Annotated in this window: 25 protein-coding genes; 16 read left to right on the top strand and 9 right to left on the bottom strand. The window is 69.9% G+C overall.

Features of this window, described 5'->3' with window-relative positions:
• The first annotated feature begins 107 nt into the window (after nucleotides 1-107).
• The 4 genes from pdhA to E3T49_RS14690 all read left to right on the top strand — a co-directional run bounded on the left by pdhA (nucleotide 108) and on the right by E3T49_RS14690 (nucleotide 4,326).
• On the top strand, nucleotides 108-1,220 hold the full coding sequence (pdhA, locus tag E3T49_RS14705; protein WP_241972846.1) for a pyruvate dehydrogenase (acetyl-transferring) E1 component subunit alpha: 1,113 nt from the start codon (nucleotides 108-110) through the stop codon (nucleotides 1,218-1,220).
• On the top strand, nucleotides 1,217-2,266 hold the full coding sequence (locus E3T49_RS14700; protein ID WP_420898562.1) for an alpha-ketoacid dehydrogenase subunit beta: 1,050 nt from the start codon (nucleotides 1,217-1,219) through the stop codon (nucleotides 2,264-2,266). The genes pdhA and E3T49_RS14700 overlap by 4 nt, the downstream gene beginning before the upstream one ends.
• Nucleotides 2,263-3,585 carry a dihydrolipoamide acetyltransferase family protein gene (locus E3T49_RS16770; RefSeq protein ID WP_134425651.1) on the top strand — a complete coding sequence of 441 codons (1,323 nt, stop codon included), beginning with the start codon at nucleotides 2,263-2,265 and terminating at the stop codon, nucleotides 3,583-3,585. The genes E3T49_RS14700 and E3T49_RS16770 overlap by 4 nt, the downstream gene beginning before the upstream one ends.
• Nucleotides 3,586-3,663: 78 nt before the next feature.
• Nucleotides 3,664-4,326, top strand: coding sequence for a VOC family protein (locus E3T49_RS14690; RefSeq protein WP_134425650.1), 663 nt, complete (start codon nucleotides 3,664-3,666; stop codon nucleotides 4,324-4,326).
• A 14-nt stretch (nucleotides 4,327-4,340) separates the two neighbouring features.
• Here E3T49_RS14690 and E3T49_RS14685 read toward each other — a convergent pair whose 3' ends face one another.
• The gene (locus E3T49_RS14685) at nucleotides 4,341-4,961 is read right to left on the bottom strand and encodes an SACE_7040 family transcriptional regulator (protein WP_134425649.1); all 621 of its coding nucleotides are present in this window, start codon (nucleotides 4,959-4,961) and stop codon (nucleotides 4,341-4,343) included.
• A gap of 119 nt (nucleotides 4,962-5,080) precedes the next feature.
• Here E3T49_RS14685 and E3T49_RS14680 point away from each other — a divergent pair, with 119 nt between their 5' ends.
• From E3T49_RS14680 to E3T49_RS14660, 5 genes are read left to right on the top strand one after another with little or no spacing between them, the layout of a single operon-like run.
• A complete protein-coding gene (locus E3T49_RS14680) occupies nucleotides 5,081-6,688 on the top strand; it encodes a carboxyl transferase domain-containing protein (protein ID WP_134425648.1) in 1,608 nt (535 codons plus the stop codon).
• 8 nt (nucleotides 6,689-6,696) lie between these two features.
• Nucleotides 6,697-8,829: an acetyl/propionyl/methylcrotonyl-CoA carboxylase subunit alpha gene (locus E3T49_RS14675; protein ID WP_134425647.1), complete on the top strand. Its 2,133-nt coding sequence runs from the start codon at nucleotides 6,697-6,699 to the stop codon at nucleotides 8,827-8,829.
• On the top strand, nucleotides 8,826-9,992 hold the full coding sequence (locus E3T49_RS14670; RefSeq protein WP_134425646.1) for an acyl-CoA dehydrogenase family protein: 1,167 nt from the start codon (nucleotides 8,826-8,828) through the stop codon (nucleotides 9,990-9,992). Before E3T49_RS14675 ends, E3T49_RS14670 begins: the two co-directional genes overlap by 4 nt.
• Before the next feature lie 11 nt (nucleotides 9,993-10,003).
• On the top strand, nucleotides 10,004-10,489 hold the full coding sequence (locus E3T49_RS14665) for a MaoC family dehydratase (protein ID WP_134425645.1): 486 nt from the start codon (nucleotides 10,004-10,006) through the stop codon (nucleotides 10,487-10,489).
• Nucleotides 10,486-11,349 (top strand): HpcH/HpaI aldolase/citrate lyase family protein, encoded by an 864-nt coding sequence (locus E3T49_RS14660; RefSeq protein ID WP_134425644.1) that lies wholly within the window; start codon nucleotides 10,486-10,488, stop codon nucleotides 11,347-11,349. The genes E3T49_RS14665 and E3T49_RS14660 overlap by 4 nt, the downstream gene beginning before the upstream one ends.
• Here the strand turns inward: E3T49_RS14660 and E3T49_RS14655 are convergent.
• A complete protein-coding gene (locus E3T49_RS14655; RefSeq protein ID WP_134425643.1) occupies nucleotides 11,346-11,849 on the bottom strand; it encodes a glutathione peroxidase in 504 nt (167 codons plus the stop codon). The two genes, E3T49_RS14660 and E3T49_RS14655, sit on opposite strands and share 4 nt — an antisense overlap.
• 332 nt (nucleotides 11,850-12,181) lie before the next feature.
• Between E3T49_RS14655 and E3T49_RS14650 the strand changes: the two genes are divergently transcribed.
• Nucleotides 12,182-13,870: a ribonuclease J gene (locus E3T49_RS14650; RefSeq protein ID WP_241972845.1), complete on the top strand. Its 1,689-nt coding sequence runs from the start codon at nucleotides 12,182-12,184 to the stop codon at nucleotides 13,868-13,870.
• Between the two features lie 82 nt (nucleotides 13,871-13,952).
• On the top strand, nucleotides 13,953-16,058 hold the full coding sequence (locus E3T49_RS14645) for a transglycosylase domain-containing protein (protein ID WP_166785574.1): 2,106 nt from the start codon (nucleotides 13,953-13,955) through the stop codon (nucleotides 16,056-16,058).
• A gap of 124 nt (nucleotides 16,059-16,182) precedes the next feature.
• On the opposite strand, the gene E3T49_RS14640 is transcribed toward E3T49_RS14645, so the two are convergent.
• Nucleotides 16,183-17,802, bottom strand: coding sequence for a peptide chain release factor 3 (locus tag E3T49_RS14640; RefSeq protein WP_134425641.1), 1,620 nt, complete (start codon nucleotides 17,800-17,802; stop codon nucleotides 16,183-16,185).
• A gap of 88 nt (nucleotides 17,803-17,890) precedes the next feature.
• Nucleotides 17,891-18,520, bottom strand: a complete 630-nt coding sequence (locus E3T49_RS14635; protein WP_134425640.1) for a GNAT family N-acetyltransferase — start codon at nucleotides 18,518-18,520, stop codon at nucleotides 17,891-17,893.
• Nucleotides 18,521-18,641: 121 nt separating this feature from the next.
• Here E3T49_RS14635 and E3T49_RS14630 point away from each other — a divergent pair, with 121 nt between their 5' ends.
• The 3 genes from E3T49_RS14630 to E3T49_RS14620 all read left to right on the top strand — a co-directional run bounded on the left by E3T49_RS14630 (nucleotide 18,642) and on the right by E3T49_RS14620 (nucleotide 21,849).
• A complete protein-coding gene (locus tag E3T49_RS14630; protein ID WP_241972844.1) occupies nucleotides 18,642-19,733 on the top strand; it encodes an aldo/keto reductase in 1,092 nt (363 codons plus the stop codon).
• A gap of 94 nt (nucleotides 19,734-19,827) precedes the next feature.
• On the top strand, nucleotides 19,828-21,183 hold the full coding sequence (locus E3T49_RS14625) for a M16 family metallopeptidase (protein WP_134425639.1): 1,356 nt from the start codon (nucleotides 19,828-19,830) through the stop codon (nucleotides 21,181-21,183).
• A gap of 63 nt (nucleotides 21,184-21,246) precedes the next feature.
• Nucleotides 21,247-21,849 (top strand): histidine phosphatase family protein, encoded by a 603-nt coding sequence (locus tag E3T49_RS14620; RefSeq protein WP_134425757.1) that lies wholly within the window; start codon nucleotides 21,247-21,249, stop codon nucleotides 21,847-21,849.
• Nucleotides 21,850-21,889: 40 nt separating this feature from the next.
• On the opposite strand, the gene E3T49_RS14615 is transcribed toward E3T49_RS14620, so the two are convergent.
• Nucleotides 21,890-22,396, bottom strand: coding sequence for a GNAT family N-acetyltransferase (locus E3T49_RS14615; protein WP_134425638.1), 507 nt, complete (start codon nucleotides 22,394-22,396; stop codon nucleotides 21,890-21,892).
• A gap of 64 nt (nucleotides 22,397-22,460) precedes the next feature.
• Here E3T49_RS14615 and dapB point away from each other — a divergent pair, with 64 nt between their 5' ends.
• Together dapB and E3T49_RS14605 are read left to right on the top strand one after the other, a co-directional pair.
• Nucleotides 22,461-23,225, top strand: a complete 765-nt coding sequence (gene dapB / locus E3T49_RS14610) for a 4-hydroxy-tetrahydrodipicolinate reductase (protein WP_134425637.1) — start codon at nucleotides 22,461-22,463, stop codon at nucleotides 23,223-23,225.
• Nucleotides 23,222-23,659 (top strand): hypothetical protein, encoded by a 438-nt coding sequence (locus E3T49_RS14605; protein ID WP_134425636.1) that lies wholly within the window; start codon nucleotides 23,222-23,224, stop codon nucleotides 23,657-23,659. Before dapB ends, E3T49_RS14605 begins: the two co-directional genes overlap by 4 nt.
• A gap of 309 nt (nucleotides 23,660-23,968) precedes the next feature.
• On the opposite strand, the gene E3T49_RS14600 is transcribed toward E3T49_RS14605, so the two are convergent.
• The 4 genes from E3T49_RS14600 to E3T49_RS14585 form a co-directional block, all read right to left on the bottom strand.
• Nucleotides 23,969-24,859, bottom strand: a complete 891-nt coding sequence (locus tag E3T49_RS14600; RefSeq protein WP_134425635.1) for a TIGR01777 family oxidoreductase — start codon at nucleotides 24,857-24,859, stop codon at nucleotides 23,969-23,971.
• Between the two features lie 16 nt (nucleotides 24,860-24,875).
• The gene (locus E3T49_RS14595) at nucleotides 24,876-25,301 is read right to left on the bottom strand and encodes an OsmC family peroxiredoxin (protein WP_134425634.1); all 426 of its coding nucleotides are present in this window, start codon (nucleotides 25,299-25,301) and stop codon (nucleotides 24,876-24,878) included.
• A 75-nt stretch (nucleotides 25,302-25,376) separates the two neighbouring features.
• Complete coding sequence (locus E3T49_RS14590; protein ID WP_134425633.1) at nucleotides 25,377-25,859, bottom strand: DUF4395 domain-containing protein; 483 nt, start codon at nucleotides 25,857-25,859, stop codon at nucleotides 25,377-25,379.
• Nucleotides 25,831-26,307: a TlpA family protein disulfide reductase gene (locus E3T49_RS14585; RefSeq protein ID WP_134425632.1), complete on the bottom strand. Its 477-nt coding sequence runs from the start codon at nucleotides 26,305-26,307 to the stop codon at nucleotides 25,831-25,833. Before E3T49_RS14585 ends, E3T49_RS14590 begins: the two co-directional genes overlap by 29 nt.
• Nucleotides 26,308-26,385 lie beyond the last annotated feature (78 nt).

Raw genomic sequence — 26,385 nt, 5'->3', positions numbered from 1 at the left:
TGCCCCATGAATAGGGCAAAATGCTCAAAATTATGCAACATGGTTGTGCTGTGTGTCGCGGAATCGTACGCTCTCAACAACTTCGGCAACGACGCTGGGAGCGCATTGTGCACACTGTCCATACCGGGGAGACCCCCGCCGTTTCCCTGCAGCTGCTGAGCCCCGACGGGATGCGCATGCGAAGCGCCGAACTCGATCCGTGGGTGGCCGATATCGAGGCCGAGGACCTCGCCGCCCTCTACCGGGACATGGTGGTCGTGCGCCGCATCGACGCCGAGGCCACGGCCCTGCAGCGTCAGGGCGAGCTGGGGCTCTGGCCGCCGCTGCTCGGCCAGGAGGCCGCGCAGATCGGCTCGGCACGCGCCCTCCGCACCGATGACTTCGTCTTCTCCAGCTACCGCGAGAACGCGGTCGCGTACTGCCGGGGGGTGTCGCCCACCGACATCCTCCGGGTCTGGCGCGGCACGGCGCAATCCGGCTGGGATCCCTACTCCCACGGCATGGCGACGCCGAGCATCATCATCGGCGCGCAGACCCTGCACGCCACGGGCTGGGCGATGGGAGCCCGCTTCGACGGTGCCGACTCCGCGGCTGTGGCCTACTTCGGCGACGGGGCGACCAGCGAGGGCGACGTCAGTGAGGCGCTGGTGTTCGCCGCCAGTTTCCAGGCCCCGGTGGTCTTCTTCTGCCAGAACAACCAGTGGGCCATCTCCGAACCGGTCGGCCTGCAGGCCCCGGCGGGCATCGCCGGCCGCGCACCCGGGTTCGGCATCCCCAGCCTCCGGGTCGACGGCAACGACGTTCTGGCCGTGCTGGCGGTGACCCGGCTGGCCCTGCACCGGGCTCGCACCGGGGGCGGCCCCACCTTCATCGAGGCCGTCACCTACCGGATGGGCCCGCACACGACCGCTGACGACCCGACCCGGTACCGGCCGGCGAACGAACTCGAGGAGTGGGCGGAGAAAGACCCGATCCTGCGCCTGCGGCGGTTGCTCGACTCCCTCGGCCTGTTCACGCCCGAGCTGGAGGCCGAAACCCAGACCCTGGCCGACTCCACCGCGGCCGAACTGCGAGCCGGCTGCATCGGCCTGCCGGACCCGGAACCGTTGACCGTGCTGGCGAACGTCTATGCCACCCCGCACGCCGGCCTCGACCGCCAGAGGGCGGAATACGCGGCCTACCTGGCGAGCTTCGATCCGACCGGAGGGACGGACGCATGACCATGATCACCGAGCAGAACTCCTCGGCGGGCGCAGCGAACGGCCAGGCGCCGGTGCCGCTGACCGAGACGAAGACCCTGACCCTGGCCAAGGCGATCAACGCCGGGCTGCGGCGCGCCATGCTCGACGACCCGAAGGTGGTGCTGCTGGGCGAGGACATCGGCACGCTGGGCGGTGTGTTCCGGGTGACCAGCGACCTGCTCGCCGAATTCGGGCCGAACCGGGTGATCGACACCCCGCTGGCCGAGTCCGCCATCATCGGCACGGCGGTGGGGCTGGCCTACCGGGGCTACCGCCCGGTCTGCGAGATCCAGTTCGACGGTTTCATCTTCCCGGGCTTCGACCAGATCGTCAGCCAGGTGGCCCGGTTCCACTACCGCACCCAGGGGGCCGTGCGCATGCCCATCACCATCCGGGTCCCGTTCGGCGGTGGCATCGGCGCCGCCGAGCACCATTCCGAATCGCCCGAGGCCTACTTCACTCACACCTCGGGACTCCGGGTGGTCGCGGTCTCGAACCCGCAGGACGCCTACGGCCTGATCCGCCAGGCGATCGCCTCCGACGACCCGGTGCTGTACTTCGAACCCAAACGCCGCTACCACGTCGCCGGCCCGGTGTCCCCGGAGCTCGGCGCCCCGCTGGAGAGCGCCCGGGTCGTGGCCGCCGGCACCGACGTCACACTGCTCGCCTACGGCGCGCTGGTATCCACGGCGACGGATGCCGCGCTCGCCGCCGCCGACGAGGGCGTGTCGATCGAGGTCATCGACCTGCGCTCGCTCTCGCCCGTCGACTACGACACCGTCGAGGCATCCGTTCGGAAGACCGGCCGGCTCGTGGTGACGCATGAGGCCGCCCGCTCGGGCGGGCTGGGCGGGGAGATCATCGCCGAGATCACCGAGCGCTGCTTCGACCACCTCGAGGCCGCGCCGGTGCGGGTCACCGGGTTCGACATCCCCTACCCGCCGGCGAAGCTGGAGAGCCACCACCTGCCCGACCTCGACCGCATGCTCGACGGCGTCGACCGCGTACTAGGGAGACGACGATGATCAAGGTCTTCACACTGCCCGACCTCGGCGAGGGACTGACCGAATCGGAGATCGTGGCCTGGCGCGTCGCGCCGGGCGACACCGTGACCCTCAACCAGCTCATCGCCGAGGTCGAGACGGCCAAAGCCGTGGTGGAACTGCCGTCGCCGTTCGCCGGGGTGGTCGCCGAGCTCCACCAGCAGCCCGGCACCACCGTGCGCGTCGGTGACCCGATCGTCTCCTTCGAGGTCGACTCCCCGTCTGGTCGCGAGAGCGCACTTTCTGCCCCCTCAGCGGCTTCGAGTGGGCAGAAAGTGCGCTCTCGCGAGACCGAACGGGAGGCGGTGCTGGTGGGATACGGCGCCGCCGTCGAGCGCGGGGGGCGGCCGCAGCGCCGGGCTCGCATCGGGGCGACGGATGCGGGAGGTCAGGTCGCCACGGACACCGTGCCTGCGCCGCCGATCGCGGGGGAGGAGCCGCCGGTGGCGACCGAGCGCCCGCGGTCCACGCCGCCGGTGCGTGCCCTGGCCCGCACCCTGGGCGTGGACCTCGCCGAGGTGACCGGGACCGGTCCGACCGGACTCATCACCCGGCAGGACGTGGAGGCGTTGGCCGGGCCCGCGGTACCCGTGGCCGGCGTGCGGGAAACCCGCAGCCCGATCCGGAGCGTGCGCAAGCACACCGCGGCGGCCATGGTGCAGAGCGCGTTCACCGCGCCGCACGCCACGGAATTCCTGACCGTGGACGTGACCCCGGCGATCGAGCTGATCGAGGCGCTCCGCGGCGACCGGGTCTTCGCGGAGGCGCGCATCGGCATCCTGGCCGTCGTCGCGAAGGCGCTCTGCCTCGCGGTCGCCCGCACGCCCGAGGTGAACACGCACTGGGACGAGGCAGCCGGTGAGATCGTGCAGTTCCACTACGTGAACCTCGGCATCGCCGCAGCCACCCCGCGGGGACTCATCGTGCCCAGCATCCCGGATGCCGACCGGCTCAGCCTGGTCGACCTTGCCGCGGCGCTCGCCGAGCTGACCAGCGCCGCCCGGGCAGGCGCGACCCGCCCCGCGGCCCTGCGCGGCGGCACGATCTCGATCACCAACATCGGTTCGTTCGGCATTGATGCGGGCACGCCGATCCTGCCTCCGGGGGAGGCGGTCATCCTGGCCCTCGGGGCGATCGCCCCGCGACCGTGGGTGTACCGGGGCGAGATCGCGCTGCGGCAGGTGGTCACCCTGAGCGTCGCCTTCGACCACCGGCTCGTGGACGGGGAGCAGGCCGCCCGCTTCCTGACCGACGTCGCCGGTCTCCTCGCCAACCCGGCGCGCGCCCTGGCCCTCCTCTAGTCCGCGCGGGAGCCGGGTCGCACCGGATGCCGCCGGGCGCGCCTTGACGGGGTTCGGACCGCGCAGCAGAGTGAGGGCATGAAACCACCGGGCACCCTCCTCACCCCCGTCGACACCGAACCCGTGCTCTCCGGCGGCGCCTTCGTGCACCTCGACGGCACCCTGCACGGCTCGTTCACGACCCGGGATTTCGCGTCGGCCGTGCGGCTGGTCGACCAGGTGGCCGCGGCGGCGGATGCAATGAATCACCACCCGGAGGTGCGGCTCGGTTACGGCCGGGTCGGCTTCCGCCTGTCATCCCACGACGCCGGCGGGGTGACCGATCGAGACCTGCGGCTCGCCCTGCGCATCCAGGAGCTGGCGGATGCGCAGGGAGCCGACCGCGCCCCGACACAGCCGGCCCGCTACGACGTGGCGATCGACTGCACCGACGCTGCGGCGATCCGCCCGTTCTGGCGGGTGGGCCTCGGCTATGTGGAGGTCGTCAGCGACGAAGAGGTCGAACTCGTCGATCCCTCCGGTCAGGGACCGCGGCTGTGGTTCCAGACCATGGACATCGCCCGCACCGAGCGCAACCGCATCCACCTCGATGTGTACGTGCCCACCGATGACGCCGAGTCCCGGGTGCAGGACGTGATCGCCGCCGGCGGTGACCTCCTCACCGACGAGCACGCCCCGGACTGGTGGGTGCTGGCCGACCCCGAGGGCAACGAACTCTGCGTCTGCACCACGGCGTACTGACCTGTCCTCCCGGCTCACGCCGGCGCGACGCCTGCGGCCCCGAGCATCCCGAGCGCCGCGAGCGCCATCTCCTCGAGCAGCGGCCGCACGGCGACGGTCGGTGACGCCGGCAGGGTGTGCGGGGTCGAGTTGAGCAGCCCGAACGTCGCCTGGGCACGGATGCGCAGAAGCTGCGCATCCACCCCGGGGTGCACCTGCCCGAGAACGCGCACCCACAGTTCCACGTAGGTGCGCTGCAGGGTGCGCACCTGGTGCCGGTCCGCGGGGGCGAGGCTGTCCAGGTCCCGGTCCTGCACTCGGATGACGTTCGGATGCGACAGGGCGAAGTCGGTGTGGAAGCGCACCAGCGCGCGCAGGGCGCCCGCGGCATCCGGAGCGCCCTCGACCACGGCCTGGCCGCCTGCCACGAGCGTCTCGCTGACCTCCACCAGCAGCGCGGCGAGCACCGCCGGCTTGCCGCTGAAGTGCCGGTAGACGGCCGGACCGCTCACGCCCACAGCAGCCCCGAGGTCCTCGATCGACACTCCGTTGTAGCCCGACCGGGCAAACAGTGTCGCGGCGGCGCCCAGCAATGCCTGCCGACGGTCGGCCTTGGCCTGGCTCCGGGCCGTCGGTGAGGAAGGCAGGACACCCATCGACACCCCGTCCCGTCCGAAACTCTGGACAACTCAGTTATGAACCGCTAACCTGAATTTCGGTTAGTACACGCTAACTGTACCGGCTGAGCACTCAAGCGGAAAGCGGGACGTTGTCGATGGAGACACTCGCGAGTCTGATCGACTCGACCAATCCGGCCTTCACCGCGAACGACGCCGCCCACCGCGAACTCGTCGCCGATCTGCGCCGCCGCCTCGCCGTCGTCGCCCTCGGCGGTCCCGAGGCCTCCCGCCAGCGTCATCTCGCCCGCGGCAAACTGCTGCCGCGCGAACGCATCGACCGGCTGCTGGATGCCGGCAGCCCCTTCCTCGAGATCGCACCCCTCGCCGCCACCGGCCTCTACGGCGACGAGAGCCCCGGCGCCGGCCTGATCGCCGGGATCGGGCTGATCCACGGCCGCCACGTGCTCGTCATCTCCAACGACGCCACCGTCAAGGGCGGCACCTACTACCCGATGACGGTCAAGAAGCACCTCCGGGCGCAGGAGATCGCGTTCGAGAACCGGCTCCCGTGCGTGTACCTGGTCGACTCCGGCGGGGCCTTCCTGCCGTTGCAGGACGAGGTCTTCCCCGACCGTGACCATTTCGGCCGCATCTTCTTCAACCAGGCCCGGATGTCGGCGGCCAAGATCCCGCAGATCGCCGCCGTGCTCGGCTCCTGCACCGCCGGTGGCGCCTACGTTCCGGCGATGAGCGACGAGACCGTGATCGTGCGCGGCCAGGGCACTATCTTCCTCGGCGGTCCACCGCTGGTGAAGGCCGCGATCGGCGAGATCGTCACGGCCGAGGAGCTCGGCGGCGGCGAACTGCACGCCCGGACGTCCGGGGTGACCGACCATCTCGCCGAGGACGACGAGCACGCCCTCCAGATCGTGCGCGACATCGTGCGCTACCTGCCCGCACCCCCGCCACCGGCCTGGCCGCGGCAACCTGCCGTCTCCCCGGTCGCCGACCCGGCCGAGCTCTACGGCGCGGTGCCCACCGACCCGCAGGGCCGCTACGACGTGCGCGAGGTGATCGGCCGGCTGGTCGACGGCAGCGAGTTCCACGAGTTCAAGAGGGAGTACGGCACCACCCTGGTCACGGGCTTCGCGCACCTGCACGGCCACCCCGTCGGCATCGTCGCCAACAACGGCGTGCTCTTCTCCGAATCCGCGCTCAAGGGGGCGCATTTCATCGAGCTGTGCGATCAGCGCGGCGTGCCGCTGATCTTCCTGCAGAACATCTCCGGCTTCATGGTCGGCCGCGACTCCGAGGCCGGCGGCATCGCCAAGCACGGCGCGAAGATGGTCACGGCCGTCGCCACCGCGCGCGTGCCCAAGCTCACGGTCGTGATCGGCGGGTCCTTCGGCGCCGGCAACTACTCCATGTGCGGCCGCGCCTACTCGCCCCGCTTCCTCTGGATGTGGCCGAACAGCCGCATCTCCGTGATGGGCGGGCCGCAGGCCGCCTCCGTGCTCGCCACCGTCAAACGCGAGCAGCAGGAGAAGGCGGGCCTGCCCTTTCCGACGGATGCCGAGAGCCAGGTCACCGCGCCCGTCACCGCCCAGTACGAGCGGCAGGGCAGCCCCTACTATTCGACCGCGAGGCTCTGGGACGACGGGGTGATCGACCCGGCCGACACCCGCACCGTGCTGGGCCTGGCCCTCGACGTCGTCGCCCTGCCACCCCTGCCCGAGACCGCCTTCGGCCTCTTCCGGATGTGAGGCGCACCATGACCCCGAACGCACCGACACCCTTCACGACCGTGCTGGTCGCCAACCGCGGCGAGATCGCCTGCCGCATCATCCGCACCCTGCGCGCCATGGGCATCCGTTCGGTGGCCGTGTACAGCGACGCCGACCGGGACGCGCTGCATGTGAGCCTCGCGGATGCCGCGGTGCGCCTCGGCCCGGCCGCGCCCCGGGAGAGCTACCTGAACATCGCCGCGATCCTGGCTGCCGCGGCGGCCACGGGCGCGGACGCCGTGCATCCCGGCTATGGGTTCCTCAGCGAGAACGAGGCCTTCGCCCGCGCCTCTGCCGCCGCCGGCCTGGTCTTCGTCGGGCCGGGCCTCACCGCCCTCGCCGTGATGGGCGACAAGATCCGCGGCAAGAACCACGTCGCCGACAGCGGGGTGCCCGTCATCCCCGGCTTCTCCCTGCCCGGCCAGAGCGACGAGCAGCTCGTGGCCGCCGCCGAGACGGTGGGCTACCCGCTGCTGATCAAACCGTCCGCGGGCGGCGGCGGCAAGGGGATGCTGCGGGTGGACGCCCCGGGCGAGCTCGCCGCGGCACTCGTCACCGCCCGGCGCGTGGCGCTGAGCGCGTTCGGCGACGACACGCTGCTGCTCGAACGTTTCATCGACCGTCCCCGCCACATCGAGGTGCAGGTGCTCGCCGACAGTACGGGCGCCGTCATCCACCTCGGCGAGCGCGAGTGCTCCCTGCAGCGCCGCCACCAGAAGGTGATCGAGGAGGCTCCCTCGCCGCTGCTCGACCCGGCGACCCGCGCCCGCATCGGCGAGGCCGCCTGCCAGGCGGCCCGGAGCGTCGGCTACACCGGCGCCGGCACGGTGGAGTTCCTGGTCTCGGACGCGGCCCCGGACGAGTTCTTCTTCATGGAGATGAACACCCGGCTGCAGGTGGAGCACCCGGTGACCGAGCTGGTCACCGGTCTCGACCTGGTCGAGTGGCAGCTGCGGATCGCCGCGGGGGAGCCGCTGCCGCTGACCCAGGCCGAGGTGGTGCTCACCGGGCACGCGATCGAGGCGCGCCTGTACGCGGAGAACCCGGCCCGCGGTTTCCTGCCCGGCCAGGGCACCGTGCGCAGCCTGTCCGAACCGGCGGGCGCGGGCATCCGGGTGGACAGTTCGCTGAGGCCGGGCCTGCCCGTCTCGGGTGTCTACGATCCGATGCTCGCCAAGGTGATCGCCTGGGGTGCCGACCGCGCCGAGGCCCTCGCCCGCCTCGACCGGGCGCTCGCCGACACCGTGGTGCTCGGGGTGCACACCAACCTGGAGTTCCTCCGGCTGCTGCTGCGCACCCCCGAGGTGGTCGCCGGCCGCCTCGACACCGGCCTGATCGAGCGCAGCCTGCCGGGCCTCGGGCTGCGCGGCACACCCGGGCAACCGCTGCCCGACCACTTTCCGGCCGCCGCCGCCCTGTTCCTGCACGACCGGGCCACCGCGGGCGCCACCGGCCTCTGGGACCGTGCCGGCGGCTGGCGGCTCGGCCCCGACCGGCCGGTGCGGTACAGCCTGCGGCTGAGCGCCACCGACACGGTCGACGTCGCCGTGCTGACCGGGCCGGACGGCCTCCGCGTCGCCATCGACGACCGGATGCCCGTTCCCGCCCGGCTCGCGCCCGTCACCGATCGCCCGGGTACCTTTGCCTGCGAACTGGGCGGCCGGATCGAGGTGCTGCACCTCGTGGCCGACGGCCCGCGCCTCTGGCTCGGCCAGACCGGTTTCACGGTCGACCTGGTGCACCGCTCCCGGGCCGAGCAGCTCGCCGACCGCCTCGCCGGCCGAGACCCGGCCGGCGGAGAGGCCGCGGGCGCCCGGCCCGAGGTGCGCTCGCCGATGCCCGGCACGGTGGTGGCCGTGCACCTCGCCACGGGCGACCTGGTCCGTGCCGGACAGCGCATCATCACGGTGGAGGCCATGAAGATGGAGCACCATCTGCTGGCCGAAACGGATGGCCGGCTCACCGTCAGCGTGCGCCCGGGCGACCTCGTGCGCCTCGACCAGATCGTCGCCACGGTCGCCACCGTGGTGGACGCCACCCCGCCGGCCACCACACCGGCCACCCCGCCACCCGAAACATCAGCAGCACCCGCCACGCCAGTCAAGGGAGACCCAACGTGAACCAGGACCTGACCGACTACCAGCGCCGCCTCAGCGACACCGTGCGCGACTTCGCCGACACGGTCGTCGCGCCGGCCGCCTACGAGTACGACACCAAGCGGAGTCTGCCGTACGACATCATCGCCCAGATGGGGGAGCTGGGCCTGTTCGGCCTGCCCTTCCCCCAGGAGTACGGCGGCCAGGGCCAGGACTACTTCGCGCTCTGTCTCGCCGTCGAGCAGCTCGCCCGTGTCGACCAGTCCATCGCCGTCACGCTCGAGGCCGGCGTGGGCCTGGGCATCATGCCCGTCTACCGGCGCGGCACCGAGGCGCAGAAGCAGGAGTGGGTGCCGCTTCTGGCCAGTGGGCGCGCGCTCGCCGCCTTCGGGCTGACCGAGGCCGACGCCGGTTCCGACGCGGCGGGCACGAAGACCACCGCCGAACTCTCCGCGGGCGAGTGGGTGATCAACGGCACCAAGCAGTTCATCACCAACTCCGGATCCGAGATCACCCGGCTGGTCACCGTGACCGCGGTCACGGGCGAATCGCGCCGACCCGACGGCTCGGTCAAGAAGGAGCTCACCGCCATCCTCGTGCCCACCCCGACCCCCGGGTTCACGGCGCTGCCGGCCTACGACAAGGTGGGCTGGCACACCTCCGACACGCATCCGCTGCGCTTCGAGAATGTGCGCGTGCCGGAGGCCAACCTGCTCGGCGACCGCGGCCGCGGCTTCGCCAACTTCGTGCAGACCCTCGACGAGGGGCGTATCGCCTTCGCCGCGCTCTGCACCGGCGCGGCGCAGGGCTGCCTCGAGGAGGCCATCCGTTACGCCAACAGCCGCAATGTGTTCGGCCGGTCGATCGGCTCCAACCAGCACATCGCGTTCAAGATCGCACGGATGCAGGCGCGCGTGCACACCGCCCGTCTCGCCTACTACGACGCGGCCCAGAAGATGGTGCACGGACGGCCCTTCAAAATGGAGGCCTCGATTGCCAAAATGGTGGGGAGCGAAGCCGCCATGGACAACGCCCGCGACGCCACCCAGATCTTCGGCGGCTACGGCTTCCTGAACGAGAACCCGGTGGCCAGGCACTACCGCGACTCGAAGGTGCTCGAGCTGGGCGAGGGCACCACCGAGGTGCAGCTGATGGTCATCTCGCGGGCGCTCGGATTCACCGGTTAGGCAGGAGGAGCATGAACGACGAGCGACGCACCATCGATCAGCGCGGCCTGTACTACGAGGAGTTCGACGAGGGCGCCCGCTACCGGCACAGCCCCGGCCGCACGGTCACCGAGGCCGACAACGTGCTCTTCAGCACCCTGACCATGAACTCGCAGGCGCTGCACCTCGACGCGGCGTGGGCGGCGACGCAGCCGTTCGGGCAGCGCCTGGTCAACTCGATGTTCACCCTGTCGACCCTTGTGGGCAGCTCGGTGGCGCAACTGACCCAGGGCACGATCGTGGCGAACCTCGGCTTCGGGCAGGTGACGTTTCCGCATCCGCTCTTCCACGGCGACACCCTCTACTCCGACACGATCGTCACCGCCCGCCGGCTGTCGGGGTCCCGGCCGGGCCAGGGTCTGGTCACGTTGCTGCACACCGGGCGGAACCAGCAGGGTGACGTGGTGGCCACGGCCCAGCGCACCGTGCTGGTCTGGTGCCGGGAGGCCATGCGATGAGCTTCGACCTCGGACCTGCCCTGCTGTTCTGCCCGGCCGACCGCGCCGACCGCTACCGTAAGGCGGCCGAGCGGGCGGACGCGGTGATCCTCGACCTGGAAGACGCGCTCCTGCCCGGCAACCGGGCCCGGGCGCGCGGCATGCTGGTCAGCCATCCGCTCGACCCCGAACGCACCATCGTGCGGGTCAACCCGGTCGGCACGCCCGACTTCGAGCTCGACCTCGCCGCCCTCGACGACACCCTGTACCGCTACGTGATGCTGCCGAAGGCCGTGAACGCCGCGCACCTCGCGTCCCTGGGCCGGTTCGAGGTGATCGCGCTCTGCGAGACCGCCGCGGGCGTGCTCGCCGCCCCGTCGATCGCGGCCGAACCCAACGTGATCGCACTGATGTGGGGGGCCGATGATCTGGTGGCGTCGCTCGGCGGCAGCTCGAGCCGGTTCCCCGACGGCAGCTACCGGGCCATCGCCCGCCACGCCCGGTCCGCGGTGCTGCTGGCGGCCGGTGCCCACGGCAAGGCGGCCGTGGACGGCGTGTTTCTGGCCATCCCCGACCTCGAGGGGCTCGATGCCGAGGTGACGGATGCCGTCGCGAGCGGGTTCCGCGCCACCGCCTGCATCCACCCCAGCCAGGTGCCCGTCATCCGGGCGGCCTTCCGGCCCGCGCCGGCCGAGGTTTCGGCGGCGTGGCAGATCCTGGAGGCGGCCGCGGGGGAGGAGGGTGTGTTCGCCTATCAGGGACGCATGATCGACGCGCCCCTGCTCCGCCATGCCGAGGCCGTGCTGCGGCGCGCGGAGGCGAGCCGTCCGGAACCCGGGGCTGCCCCCGGCCCGGCTCCGACCGACGCGGTCGACTACTAAGCGGCGTCGGCCGCGAGGGTCTTTTCGATCGCGCGCACGATCTCGTCGGATTCCGGTTCGACGGTCGACGCGAAACGGTCGACGATCTCGCCCTGCGGATTCACCAGGAACTTCTCGAAGTTCCATTTCACCAGGCCCGGCAGCAGTCCGCTCTTGAACTTGGTCAGCTGGGCGTACAGGGGGTGCTGGTGCTTGCCGCGCACGTCGGCCTTCACGGTCAGCGGGAAGGTGACGCCGTAGTTCATCTGGCAGAACGACTCGATGTCCGCCTCGGCGCCCGGCTCCTGGCCCATGAACTGGTTGCAGGGCAGACCGAGCACCACGAGGCCCTCGTCCTTGTACTTCGCGTACAGGGCTTCGAGGCCGGCGTACTGCGGGGTGAACCCGCATTTGGAGGCGACGTTCACGACCAGGACCGCCTTGCCGGCGAAGTGGTCGAAGGTCGTTTCCGTGCCGTCGATGAGGGTGAGCGGGGTTGAGGGGAGCACTGAGGCTGACATGGGGTTGAGAGTAGCGGAACCGGCTTCAAGAAGGCTGGGCAGCGGATGCGGCCCAGCGGCCGACCGGCCTGCGGTAGAATGGGGAGTCATGAGCATCATCCGTGCCCTCTCGACCACCGTGTCGACGACTCCACGGTCCTGACGCCATCGCCTTCGGACTCAGCCTCGACTCCGACCCGATCGGACACTCGTGTTCGCTGCGGGCGAGGAAGCCCGAAACCAAACTTTGCACGATCTGATCACCAGACATCCGTTCACCCGGACCAGACAACGGTCCACTACGCGAGACACGCCCGCGACGCGCGCGGTTTCACATTGAGAAATGAGTTTCTTTGACCAAGCACCCGCTCGACCTGTCCACACCGCCGAAACTGCCCAGCCGCGGCCTCCGCGTCACCCCGCTCGGCGGTCTCGGCGAAATCGGCCGCAACATGACCGTCTTCGAACACAAGGGCAAGCTCCTGATCGTGGACTGCGGCGTTCTCTTCCCGGAAGAGACCCAGCCCGGCATCAACGTGATCCTGCCCGACTTCTCTTCCATTCGCGACCGCCTCCAGGACATCGAGGCCATCGTGCTCACCCACGGCCACGAGGACCACATCGGCGGGGTTCCGTACCTGCTGCGCGAGCGCAAGGACATCCCGATCATCGGGACGGAACTGACCCTGGCCTTCATCAGCGCCAAGCTCGAAGAGCACCGCATCACGCCCCGCCTGATCGAGATCGAGGAAGGCCAGCGCCGCAAGGCCGGCCCGTTCGACCTGGAGTTCCTCGCCGTGAACCACTCGATCCCCGACGGGGTTGCCGTCGCGATTCGCACCGAGGCCGGCCTGGTCCTCGTCACCGGCGACTTCAAGATGGACCAGTTCCCCCTCGACAAGCGCCTCACCGACCTCCCCGGCTTCGCCCGGCTCGGCGAAGAGGGTGTCGACCTCTTCCTGACCGACTCCACCAACGCCGAGGTGCCCGGATTCACGGTGACCGAAGAGGACATCCGCCCGGCCATCGACGCCGTCTTCCGCACCGCGCCGCGCCGCATCATCGTCTCCAGCTTCGCGAGCCACGTGCACCGCATCCAGCAGGTCATCGACGCTGCCGCCCGCCACAACCGCAAGGTCGCCTTCGTCGGCCGGTCGATGGTGCGCAACATGGGCATCGCCGAGAAGCTTGGCTTCCTCCAGGTGCCCAAGGGCCTCCTGGTCGACGTCAAGGCCTTCGATCGCATGAAGGACGACAAGGTCGTGCTCATCTGCACCGGTTCGCAGGGTGAGCCGATGGCGGCGCTGGCCCGGATGGCCAACCGCGAGCACACCATCAAGATCGGCGAGGGCGACACCGTGCTGCTGGCCAGCTCGCTGATCCCCGGCAACGAGAACTCGATCTACCGGGTCATCAACGGCCTCACCCGCTGGGGTGCCAACGTCGTGCACAAGGGCAACGCCAAGGTGCACGTCTCCGGCCACGCGTCGGCCGGCGAGCTCGTCTACGTCTACAACATCGTCAAGCCCAAGAACGTCCTGCCGTACCACGGTGAATGGCGCCACCTCAAGTCGAACGCCGACCTCGCCATCCGCACGGGTGTCCCCGAGGAGCAGGTTCTCGTCGTCGAGGACGGCGTGGTCGTCGACCTCGTCGACGGCGTCGCGAAGGTCACCGGCCGAGTCGCTGCCGAGCTCGTGTTCGTGCACGGCATGACCGTGGGCGGCGGCGGCTCGGAAGAGGCTCTCGCCGACCGCGTGCAGCTCTCCAACGACGGTGCCGTCACCATCCTCGGCATCCTCGACACCCGCACCGGCCTGCTCACCGAGCCGGTCGAGTTCATCGCCCGCGGCTTCGTGCAGGACAACGAGTGGATCCAGGGTGCGACGAAGTCCATCGATGACGCCCTGCGCGCCGCGAACAAGGTCAAGATCGTCAACGGCGCAGAGCTCGAAGACATCTTCACCCAGAGCCTGACCCGCTGGATGCAGCGCAAGTACCGTCGCATCCCGGTGATCACCTCGGTCGTCGTCGACGCCTGATCGAATGCCGCCGGGCCGCCGGGCCATCCCGGCCCGGCGGCCCTCCCGCTTTCCCCGCAACCAGAAACGACTCGGCGCGCCCATGACCCAAGAATTGTCCGGTAGAAAGACCGCTCGTCGTTCCCGTCGTCGGTCACGGGTTCTGATCGCGCTCGGAATCGTCATCGCCCTGCTGGCGACGGCGGTCGTCGTCGTCGTCGTGAGTCTGCCGGACGATCTCACGATCGGCCGCCTGTCGCAGAAGAGCAACATCTACGCCACCGCCGGCGACGGCACGCCCACCCTGCTGGCCTCGTTCTACGACCAGAACCGGGTCGAAGTGAGCTCGGATGCGATCAGCCAGTACGTGAAGGATGCCGCGACCTCCGGCGAGGACCCCGGCTTCTACGACCACGGCGGCATCAACATCATGGGCACCCTCACCGGCGCCGCGACCACGCTGTTCACGGGGGAGGTGCGCGGCGGCTCCTCCATCACGCAGCAGTACGTGAAGAACGTGCTCGTGCAGGAGTGTGAGGCGCTCTCCGACGACGACGAACGGATGAGCTGCTACGACACGGCCACCGAGACCAGTCCCGATCGCAAACTCAAGGAGATGAGCCTCGCGGTCGGCCTGGAGAAGAAATACTCCAAAGACGACATTCTGCGCCAGTACCTGAACATCACCGGTTTCGGCGGGTCTGTTTACGGCATCGAAGCGGCCGCCAACTACTACTACAACACCACGGCGGCGGCCCTCACCCTGCCGCAGGCAGCGAGCCTCGTCGCCATCGTCAACAACCCGGTCAAGTTCCAGCTCGACGTGCCGGAGAACCCGGAGAACGGGGCCGCCAACGGGTACGCGGCCAACAAGGACCGCCGCGACTACATCCTCGACGAGATGCTGAGGCTGAAGAAGATCAGCGCGGCCGATCACGAGGCCGCGATCGCCGCGCCGATCGAGCCCACGATCACCGAACCGAGCACGGGCTGCCAGACCGCGGGCGGCAGCGCCTTCTTCTGCGACCTGGTCCTGCAGACGCTCCGCAACGACCCGGCGTTCGGCGCGGACGCCGACACCCGGCTGGCGAACTTCCGTCTCGGCGGTTACAACGTGTACACGACCCTCGACCTGGACCTGCAGACGGCGGCCCTGGACACCCTCGCCGAGAACGTTCCCACAACGTATGACGACTGGGACGTCGGCGGAGTCGTCACGAGTGTGGGCGTGGGCAGCGGGCGGGTGCTGGCCATGGCGCAGAACAAGGATTACAGCCAGGATCCGGCCGTGCAGGCCACCGGGGCGAACTACACCGGGATCAACTACAACACCGATCTGGGCCAGGGCGGCTCCAACGGGTTCCAGACCGGGTCGACCTACAAGGTCTTCACCCTCGCCGAATGGCTGAACCAGGGCAATTCCCTGGGCGACACGGCCAGTTCCTGGGAACGCTCGGACTGGGGCGAGTTCGAGGACAGCTGCAACGGACCCCAGGACTACGGCACCGACTTCGCACCCAGCAACGACTCATCCTCCGACGATGACTCCTACTACTCCGCGCTGGAATCGACCATCGACTCGATCAACACGGGTTACATCGGCATGGCCAAGGAACTGGACCTGTGCAACATCCGGAAGACGGCCGAGGCCTTCGGGGTGCACCGGGCCGACGGTGCCGCGCTGGAGCAGGGCGCGTCCGCGGTTCTGGGCACCAACGAGATCGCGCCCCTGACGATGGCGGCCGCCTACGCGGGGATCGCCAACAACGGCGTCACCTGCTCGCCGATCGTGATCGACCGCATCACCGGCCCCGGCGGAGCCGAGCTCCCGGCCCCGCAGTCCACGTGCGCGCAGTCCGTCTCCTCGGAGGTTGCGGCGGCGATGACCTACGCGATGCAGCGCGTGATGACCCGCGGATCCGGGACTCCCTCCTACTACGACACCGAGCCGGAGGTGCCGATGATCGGCAAGACCGGCACCACCGACGAGAACAAGGACACCTGGATGGCCGGCGCCAGCACCAAGGTCGCCACCATCGCGGGGGTCGTGAACGTGTCCGGGGCCGGTGAGGACCAGCGGGAGACGTACTTCGAGAGTGGGCAGGCAGCCAAAGCCCGGCACCGGATGTGGCCCGACATGATGAGCGTCGCCAACGCCAAATTCGGCGGCGACGAGTTCACCGAGCCGCCCCGCGACCTGGTCCGCTGACCGGCCGCAGCCTCCCGGCCCCCCGCACGTCCGGCTACCCGCATATGTTGCCGAACCGGACAACTGTTGCCCGCACACCGGTGACAGTTGTCCGGATGGGCAACAGTTACCGGGCTCGGTACACCTAGTACGCGGCCGGAACCGCGTTGCTGCCCGTGGCCAGGTCTTCGAGCATCAGCTCGGGGTGGTCGCGCACGGTGTTCCGCAGTCGCCACGGGGTGCTGAACAGGGCGAGCAACGTGCCGTCCGAGCGCATCAGCACCTCGACCTGGCGGTCGTGCCCGAGGATCTCGGCGCTGGCCCGGTCGGTGCGGCGCGCCAGCTGGTAGGGCAGCGCCTCGGTGCGGATGGCCGCGCCGAAGTCGTGCGTCATTCGTTCCTCCACGACCTCGAACTGCATCGGTCCGACGGCGCCGAGCACCGGTGCCTGGTCGCCGCGCAGCTCCGAGCGCAGCACCTGGATGACACCCTCGTGGTCGAGCTGGTCGATTCCGCGCCGGAACTGCTTGTGCTTGCTGGAGTCCGCTGAACGCACCACCCGGAAATGCTCCGGGGCGAACATCGGCAGCGGCGGGTACTCGACCGCTTCGGTCTCGAAGATGGTGTCACCCACGCGGAGGGCGGAGGCGTTGACCAGTCCGACGATGTCGCCGGGCCAGGCCTCGTCGGCCACCTCGCGCTCGCGCCCGAACAGATGCTGGGCGTACTTGGTGGCGAACGGGCGGCCACTGGCCGCGTGGGTGACGATCATGCCCCGTTTGAACTGGCCCGAGCAGACCCGCACGAAGGCGACATGGTCGCGGTGCGAGGCGTTCATCCCGGACTGCACCTTGAACACGAAGCCGGAGAAGGCGCTGTCCACGGGGCGGTGACCACCGGATGCGTCCTCCCGGGCCTCCGCGGCCGGCGCGAAGTCCACGAGGGTGTCCAGAATGTGCTGCACACCGAAGTTGAGCACGGCGGCGGCGAAGAGCACCGGGGTGGTCTCGTTCGCGAGGAAACGGGCCTCGTCGTGGTCCTGGCTCTCCTCCGCCAGCAGTTCCGATTCCTCGGTGGCGGTGACCCAGGCGGCACCCTCTTCGGCGGCCTTGACGGCCGCGCTCAGGCGCTCGGGCTCCGCGGTCTTCGCCCCGCCGGCGGTGCGGTGGAAACGGATGAATTCGTGCGAGGCACGGTCGATCACACCACGGAAGTCGCCGGCGATCCCGACGGGCCAGGTCAGGGGGGTGGGCAGGAGGCCGGTGCGCTCCCGGATCTCGTCCATCAGGTCCAGTGCCTCGGCGCCCGGACGGTCCCACTTGTTGATCACGGTGATCACGGGGAGGCCACGCTGCTTGCAGACTTCGAAGAGCTTCATGGTCTGCACTTCGAGACCCTTGCTGGCGTCCACGAGCATCACCGCGGCGTCGACGGCGGAGAGCACGCGGAAGGTGTCCTCGGAGAAGTCGGCGTGACCGGGGGTGTCCACCAGGTTGATCACGGCGTCGCGGTACTCGAACTGGATCGCCGCGCTGGTCACGGAGATCCCGCGAGCCTGCTCCATCGCCATCCAGTCGGACACGGTGCCACGCCGGCCGGCCTTGCCGTGCGTCGCACCGGCCGTGGTGATGGCGCGGGCGTGCAGCAGCAGTGCTTCGGTGAGCGTCGACTTGCCCGCGTCGGGGTGCGAGATCACGGCGAACGTGCGCCGCCGGAGGGCTTCGGTCAGTACCTCGGGCGTGGACACGCCGGCGAGCTGCGTCATGGATCCTTCTTTCGCGGATGATTCGGGCAGGCGCGGGGAAAAGCCTGGGCGACCGCTACACAAGAATCGTTTCGCCTCAATTGTAACTTCAGACGCTGGGAGCGCGGTTCGCGTCCGTCCGGTGGCGCAGCCCCTGCTCCAGCTTGTGCCGGAGGTCCTTCCTCACGGTCGGCCATTCCGATTGGATCACCGAGAACACGACGGTGTCCCGCAGTGCCCCGTCCGCGGACTGCGCGTGGTTCCGCAGCACACCGTCCTGTTTGGCGCCGAGGCCGGCGATGGCGGCCCGGGACTGCCGGTTCATCCAGTGGGTGCGGAATTCCACGGCGATGCAGTTCAGCGATTCAAAGGCATGAGTGAGGAGCAGCAGCTTGCTTTCGGTGTTGATGCCCGTCCGGTGCACGCCGGCAGCGGTCCACGTGGAGCCGATCTCGACGCGGCGATTGACGGCATCCGCTGCCATGAACGTGGTCATGCCGCAGATCACGCCCGTGGCGGAGCGGCGCACCGTGAACGGAAGCATGCTCTGCTCGGTCTGCAGCCGAAGCCGGCGCTCGATCTCGGCGCGCATCTCCTCGGGCCGGGGAACCGAGGTGTACCAGAGGTTCCAGAGCTCGCCGTCGCGGCTGGCGGCCACCAGGTCGTCGTGGTGCAGAGCGGTCAGCGGCTCCAGGGTGACGAGGTTCCCCGTCAGGGTCAGAGGGCTCAGAAAGGGCATGGCGCAAGGCTATCAACGGGGTTTCGGGCGCCCAGGCGCACGGTTTGGTAACGGTCCGGGCATGTCCTTTGCATCGTTCGGCACCGGGGTTACTCTCGGCTCAGTCGGAGGGAGACAACGGATGCCGCGTTCGAGCATGCACGGTGCCCACCGCGCGACCACCCGCACCTCCACCCAGACCACCCAGCCGATCGAACAGGGCCCGTCCCCTCTGTCCCAGCCCATCCCCACGGCCCCGGCGGCGGGGCCCCTGCCGCTCCCGGACCCCACGCTTCCGCACCTGTCCGCCCCGCTCGCCCTCCGCCGCACCATCGCGGACACCGAACTCACGGTGCACCCGCTGGCCCTGGGCACGAGCGTGTTCGGGTGGACCGCCGACAATGCCACGAGCCACCGCATCCTGGACCGCCACCGCGACCTCGCCGGCAACTTCCTCGACACGGCGGACAGCTACACCTCGGGCCGCAGCGAGGTGATCATCGGTTCCTGGCTGCGCTCGCGCCGAACCCGTGACAGCACCGTGATCGCCACCAAGATCGGCAAGAACCTCGACAACCCCGGGCTCTCCTCCCGCAGCATCATCGGCGCCGTGCACGCGTCCCTGGACCGGCTCGGAACCGATTACATCGACCTGCTGCACTTCCACTTCGACGACCCGACCGTGCCACTGGAAGAGAGCCTCGGCGCCGTCGACGTGCTCATGCGCGGTGGGCTCGTGCGCTATCTCGCCGCGTCCAACTTCTCCGCCGAACGACTGATGGAGGCGCGGGTGCTCGCGGCCAACGGGCTGCCGCGCTTCGTGGCCCTGCAAACGCAGTACAGCCTCCTGCACCGCACCGCCTTCGAATCCTCCCTCGGCGTCGTCACCCGGGCTCAGGGCATGGGGGTGCTGCCGTACTTCGCACTCGCGCACGGCTTTCTGGCCGGCCGGTACCGGTCCAAAGCTGATCTGGAGAAGACCACCCGCAGCTCCCGCGGCGCCAAATACCTCAACCGCAACGGGCTGCGCGTGCTCAGCGTTCTGGACCGGATCGGGGAGGAACACGAGGCCGCTCCGGCCGCGATCGCGATCGCGTGGCTGCTGGCCCGCGGCCCGGTCGTGGCCCCGGTGGCCGGCGCCAGCCGCCCCGAGCACGTGGACGCCCTCGTCGCGGCCGCCGGCATCCGTCTGACCCGCGGCGACATGGTGGACCTCGACCGCGTGTCGGCCTGACGAAACGGCCCGCCGTGAACCGGCCCTGAACCGGCCGCGACCTGGCCCTGCGCCACCTGGCCTTCACCGGGCGGTGCCGTAAGGTGGGGGTGTCATGAACGGTGCTGTCGAATTTCCCCTGGATTTGCCCGAGCTCTCGTTCCGAGCGGCGGGTGACTCCCTTGTGCGCCGCAGCGTGCTGCCGAGCGGCGTGCGCATCGTGTCGGAACACGTCCCCGGCAGTCGCAGTCTGACCATCGGTTATTGGGTCGCCGTCGGGTCCCGCGATGAGGAGCCCGGCCACTTCGGCTCCACCCACTTTCTGGAACACCTTCTGTTCAAGGGCACCGCCAAGCGCACCGCCCTCGACATCGCGATCGCCTTCGACTCCGTCGGCGGCGAGCACAACGCGATGACCGCCAAGGAATACACCTGCTACTACGCCAAGGTGCAGGACCGGGACCTGCCGATGGCGGTCGAGGTACTCACCGACATGCTCACCTCGTCCCTGCTCGACCCGGACGAGTTCGAGAACGAGCGCGGCGTCATCCTCGAAGAGCTGGCGATGGCCGACGATGACCCGTCCGACGTGGCCAACGAACGGTTCTTCGAAGCGGTCATGGGCCACCACCCGCTTGGGCGGCCGATCGGCGGCAGTCCCGACACCATCCGGGCGGCCACCCACGTGGCCGTTCAGGAGCACTACCGAGCGAACTACCGCCCGCAGGACCTCGTCGTCACGGTTGCCGGCGCGGTCGACCACGACGTGCTCGTCGCGGCCGTCACCCGGTCGCTGGCGCTCTCCGGGTGGGACCTCAGCGTCTTGGCCCCGCCGGTCGGTCGCCGTTCCGGGGTGCCGGCCACGCTGGCCCAGGGTGCTCCGGTCAGCATCGTGCGCCGCCCGCTGGAGCAGGCGAACATCCTGATGGGCTTCCCCGGCCTGCTGGCCACCGACGACCGCCGGGTGACCATGAGTGTGCTCAATTCGGTCTTCGGCGGCGGAATGTCCTCGAGGCTGTTCCAGGAGGTGCGCGAGAAGCGCGGCCTGGCCTACTCGGTCTACTCCTTCGCTCCCGGCTACTCCGATGCGGGCCTGTTCGGCATGTATGCGGGTTGCACGCCCGCGAAGGCCGGCCAGGTGGCCGAGCTGATGCTCGGCGAGCTGCACCGCCTCGCCGAGCACGGGGTCACGCCCGACGAGATGAAGCGGGCTGCGGGGCAGCTGTCCGGCGCATCCGCCCTCGCTCTCGAAGACTCCGACACCCGGATGTCCCGGCTCGGCCGGTCCGAGATCACCCTGGGCGAGTTCATCGACCTCGACGAGGCACTCGGTCGGCTCGCGCTCGTCACCGCCGACGACGTGCAAAGCCTCGCCGCCGAACTGGCGGCCGGGCCGCTGTCCATTTCCGCGGTCGGCGCCCTCGACGACGACGTCTTCGATGCCATCCTGCCGGCCGCCGTCCCTTCCTGACCTTTCCACCGAGACGAGCCGGGCCGCACGATGGTGTGCCGAGCCCGAATGAGAGAGACAACGTTGCACCACTACATTTACCTCGTTCGCCACGGTGAGCAGCAGGATGCCGAACACGGTCTGCCCGACGGTCCGCTGTCCGCCCGCGGCACCCGGCAGGCGCAGCTGATCGCCGAGCGTCTCGGTGGTGTCCCGTTCACGGACGCCTGGCATTCCCCGCTGCAGCGCGCCGCCGAAACGGCGAAGATCATCGCTCAGCGCCTGCCCGCGCTGACCCCGGTGCCCAGCCCCCTGCTCTTCGACTGCATTCCGTCCGGCAAGGCGCCGGAGACGCCGTCCGCGTACGCGCCGTTCTTCGGCGGAGTGACGGAGGCTGACATCGAGGCCGGCAGCGCACAGATGGGCGACGCCGTCGCCGAGTTCCTGCAGCCGCGCCGAGGCGAACGCCACGATCTGCTGATCACCCATAACTTCGTCATCGCCTGGTTCGTGCGCGAGGTGCTCGGCGCTCCCGACTGGCGTTGGATCAGCATCAATCAGGCCAACTGCGGCCTCACCGTGCTGCACCAGAAGCCGGGGCGCCCGTGGACCCTGCTCACCCACAACGACACCGGCCACCTTCCGGTCGAACTGCGCACCGGACTGCCTGATCCGCTCCTGTTCTAGCCGCGTTCCTCGGTGCGCTCCACCGCTCTCGGCACGGTGACTAGCCCAGGCGCTTGCGGTACCAGTTCGTGGCGTTCGGGTTGTCGTTGTACGGCGCGCACGGCTCGTAGCCCGATTGCGCGTAGAGCGCGCCGGCGGCGGTGAGGCTCGCGTTCGTGTCGAGCACCACCACGCCGGCACCGAACGCCCGGGCGCGTCGCTCGAGCTCGCCGAGCAGGGCGCGGCCCCAGCCCCGCCCCCGCACCTGCGGCTGCAGCCAGAGGTGCTTGATCTCGAATCGAACGTCGCCGGTCGGGGAATCCTCCAGCCGACGGATGCCCCCACACCCCACGAAGGCGCGCTCGGCTGGACCCTTATGATCGCTGACCAAGAGAAAAACGCCGCGCGGCGGCAGGAAGTGTTCCGGCGTCGGGAAGGTGGTGCGGTACTCACCCTGGGCGGCGGGGAAGCTCGACTCCCGGTCGCTGAAGTACTGCGTGAGGAGCGCGATGGAACCGGCATCCGTCACCGACACGTCGCTGAAGGCCAGGGTGGGAGAGTCAGACATGGCCCAAGGCTAACTCGATGACCGGCCGCTGCAGAGTCCCGGCCGTGATTGGTAGATTGGACTCATGAAAACACGGGTGGCCATCGTCGGCGTTACGGGAACGATGGGTCGCCTGGTCTCGCGGCTGGTCGAGGAGTCCGGCGACTACGACCTCGTTGCCGGTTTGAACTCGCGGAGCGAGCTGTCCGAGATGCTCGGCGCGGAGGTCGTCATCGACCTGACCCTGCCCGGGGTCAGCCAGAGTGTGGTCGATTTCGCGGTCGATCACGGACTGCGGGTGCTGGTGGGCACCTCCGGCTGGTCGCAGGTCCGCATCGACGCCCTCGCAAGCCGTCTTGCCGGCCGGGACGACCTGGGCGTCGTCATCATCCCCAACTTCTCGATCGGGTCGGTCATCGCGACCGGCCTCGCGGTGCAGGTGGCCCGCTTCTTCGACTCCATCGAGATCGTCGAGGCGCACCAGGCCGGCAAGGTCGACTCCCCGTCGGGCACTGCCGTGCGCACCGCCGAACTGATCGGGCGGGCCAGGGCCGAGATCGGGCCGGTGTCGGCGCCGCACATCGACCAGCGCGCCCGCGGGCAGCAGGTGTCGAGCATCCCGGTGCACAGCCTGCGCCTCGACGGCCTGCTGGCACGCCAGGACGTGATCTTCGGCGGAGCGGGGGAGACCCTCACCATCAGCCACAACACCCTGTCGGCGGCGTCCTACGAGCGGGGCATCCTGCTCGCCCTGGCCGCCGCTCGCACCGCGGTCGGCGTCACGGTCGGGCTCGATCAGATCGTCGACCTCAGCCTGCGCACGTCCCAGACGAGTGAGGCTTCCAAATGAAGGGCCGCGTCGCCGCCGGCCTGATGGCGCTGCTCCTCGTCTTCTACCTGGTTCTCGTGGGGTGGCGGGCGGTGTTGTTCCTGCAGAGCGGGGAAGCCGCGGGCATCCTCATCGGTGTGGCGCTGCTCGTGCTGCCACTGATCGGAGTGTGGGCTCTGGTCGCCGAACTCCGATTCGGCCGGAACTCCGAGCGACTCGTGCGGCGGCTGGAGGCCGAGGGCGGACTCCCCGTGGAGGAGCTGCCGATCCGGCCCAGCGGACGCCCCCTGCGCGACGCGGCCGACGCCGAATTCCCGATGTACCGCGCGGCCGTCGACGCGCACCCCGACGACTGGCGGGCCTGGTTCCGGCTCGGCCTGGCCTACAACTCGGCGGGAGACCGGCGTCGGGCGCGCGGCGCCATCCGCACCGCCATCGCCCTCGAACGAGCCTGACCCCGGCGCCCGACCCTCGAACCGGTGGTTGAGCCTGTCGAAACCCGGCGCCCGACCCTCGAACCGGTGGTTGAGCTTGTCGAAACCCGGCGCCCGACCCTCGATCCGGTGGTTGAGCCTGTCGAAACCCGGCGCCCGACCCTCGAACCGGCTCGCCAGCATCCGGCCGTCGCCAACTTCGGAGTTTTTCGCGACACGCCGGCCCGGCGGCCGGTGAACGCGGCGCGCCGCGATTTTCTCCGAAGTTGAGTGATGACGGATGCCCTCGCCCGGCTGCGTGTGAGGTCGAAGCCACCCGAAGGCTCAGCGCTACGGGCGGCTGAGCATCCAGTGCACGGACTCGGCCGCGGTGCGGTGGGCGAAGACGAAGCCGTCTTTCTGCAGCCGGTCGGGGACGATCCTTTGGTCGGCGAGCAGGAGTGCCCGAGCGGCCTCCTGCAACGCCAGGGTGAGCACGAATTCCGGCACCGGAACCAGAAACGGACGGTGAAGCCCGGCGGAAACCGCCCGGATCACGTCGTTCGCCGTGGCCGGGGTCGGGCCGACCAGGTTGACCGGGCCCGACAGGGTCGAGGTGAGCAGGTGCACGATGGCTGCGGCCTCGTCGTGCAGGCTGATCCACGGCCAGTGCTGCGTTCCGCGGCCGAGCGGCCCGCCCAGGCCGAGTTTGACGATCGGCAGCAACGGTTTCAGGGCGCCACCCCGGGCGATGACCAGCCCGGTGCGGACCGTGACGACCCGGGTTGCCTCGGGGGCGCGGTGGGCCTCCGCTTCCCACGCGAGTGTGACCTTCGCCAGGAAGTCGGTGCCGGCGGGGGAGTCCTCGGTGAGGACCTCGTTCGGGCGGTCGCCGTAGATGCCCACCGCCGACGCGTTGAGCAGCACGGCGGGCGGCGTCGCCCGGCGACGCATCGCATCTGTCAGCGTGCGCGTGGCCTGCACGCGCGAGTCGAGGATCTCCCGGCGGTAGGCCTTCGTCCAGGGCAGGCGGGCGATGGAGGCCCCGGACAGGTTGATCACGGCGTCGACGCCCTCGAGCGCGCTCTCGTCCAGGCTCAGCGCGGCCGGGTCCCAGCGGAATTCGTCGGACCCATGCGGAGCGCGGCGCACCAGTCGGGCCACGGTGTGGCCGGCGGCACCCAGCTGGGCGCACAGTTCCGTGCCGATCAGTCCGGACGCGCCGGAAACGAGAACTCGCATGAAGGGCGGGCCGGCCCTAGGCCAGTTCGGCTTCGATGGTGATCGGGATGCCGGCCAGCGCCTTCGAGATCGGGCAGTTGGCTTTGGCGTCCTCGGCGTACACCGCGAACTCCTCCTCGGTCAGGCCGGGAATCGTGGCGCTGACCAGCAGGTGGCTGCCCACGACGCCGACGCCCGCTTCGAACGTCACTGCCGCGGTGGTCTGGATGCTCTCCGGGGTGTGACCGCCGGCGCTGAGACCGTTGGCGAGGGCCATCGAGAAGCAGGCCGCGTGGGCGGCGCCGAGCAGCTCTTCGGGATTGGTCGTGTTGGGGGTGCCGACCGACCGCGCCTGCCAGGTGACGGGGAACTCGGCGGTCTTGGAGGAGTCGAGGGTGACGGTACCGCTGCCGGACTTCAGATCGCCGGTCCAGACGGTGGTTGCTTCGCTGGTGAGTGCCATGGTGTTGCCTCCTGAAAGTGAAGCTTCAGCCTAACCGGAGGCTCGGGCCACGTGGGGGTGCCTCCCAGCGAATGATCAGGCTACGGGGCGACCGAGGAGTCCGGCTCGAACCAGGAGCAGGTACATCTGGCAGCCGAGGCAGTAGTCGAACACGGCGTTGAGGAACGCCGCGACGAAGGCGATGGCCGCGCACACGCCGACCGCCGGCGCCACCCCGACCAGTCCGAGCACCACTCCGGTCAGCGTGACCAGCAGCCCCACGCCCTGCGCGAACGTGGGCGGCGCAGCGCTCTCCAGCGCCACCGGCGGGTTCAGTCGCGGGCGCACGAACCTCTTGAACAACATGCTGTACGGGTGGCGCCCCGCGCCGGCGAACGCGCCCCAGGCGAAGAGGGCCGCGAGTCCGGCCAGGCCGACGAGAGCGGCGACGGATGCGCCGGTCAACGACAGGAACACCACCACCAGGAGCAGCCCGGCGGTGATCGCTGCACCGAAGCGCGGCCCGCGCGGGTCGAGGTCCGGCCGAGTGTCAGCGGGTGACGGGGGTGAGCTGGTCATGGGTGCTCCCGGTGAGGTGGTCGAGCTGCTGGAGGAGGTCGGACCGGTTCGGCACGCCGCCGATCCGGGCGCGCACCCGGCCCGTTCCGTCCAGGATGAGCGTGGTCGGGGTCTGCAGGATCCCGAAACGGTTCGCGAGGTCGCGCCGGTGGGTGAGGTCCACGTCGACGTGCGCGACGCCGGGACGCTGCCCGGCCAGGCCGGCCAGCAACACGTGGGTGCCGGGGCAGCGGGCACAGTGATCGGTGGAGAACTGCACGAGCGTGCCGTTCGCGCCGAACGGAAGCCGGCTGGCGACATCCGCCGGCGTGAGCGGTGTGTCCTGCGCGGCCGTCGCGCCCGGCGCGACCACGGCGGCGCGCCCCTGACGGGCCCGCCAGACCAGGCCGAGCACGGTGGCTCCGGCGACGAGGGCCAGCACGAGGCTGAGCGCGATGATCGGGTCCATGCAAAGACGCTATCCGGCTTCCCGGCCGGTCGCCGGTGTGTGACGACAGGTTACGTGGGGAGCAGGTATCGTTTAGCC

The organism is Cryobacterium cryoconiti (assembly GCF_004403065.1).
Taxonomy (GTDB): Bacteria; Actinomycetota; Actinomycetes; order Actinomycetales; family Microbacteriaceae; genus Cryobacterium; species Cryobacterium cryoconiti.
The sequence above is the reverse complement of the archived record's forward strand: the minus strand, read 5'-3'. Positions and strand labels throughout refer to the sequence as shown.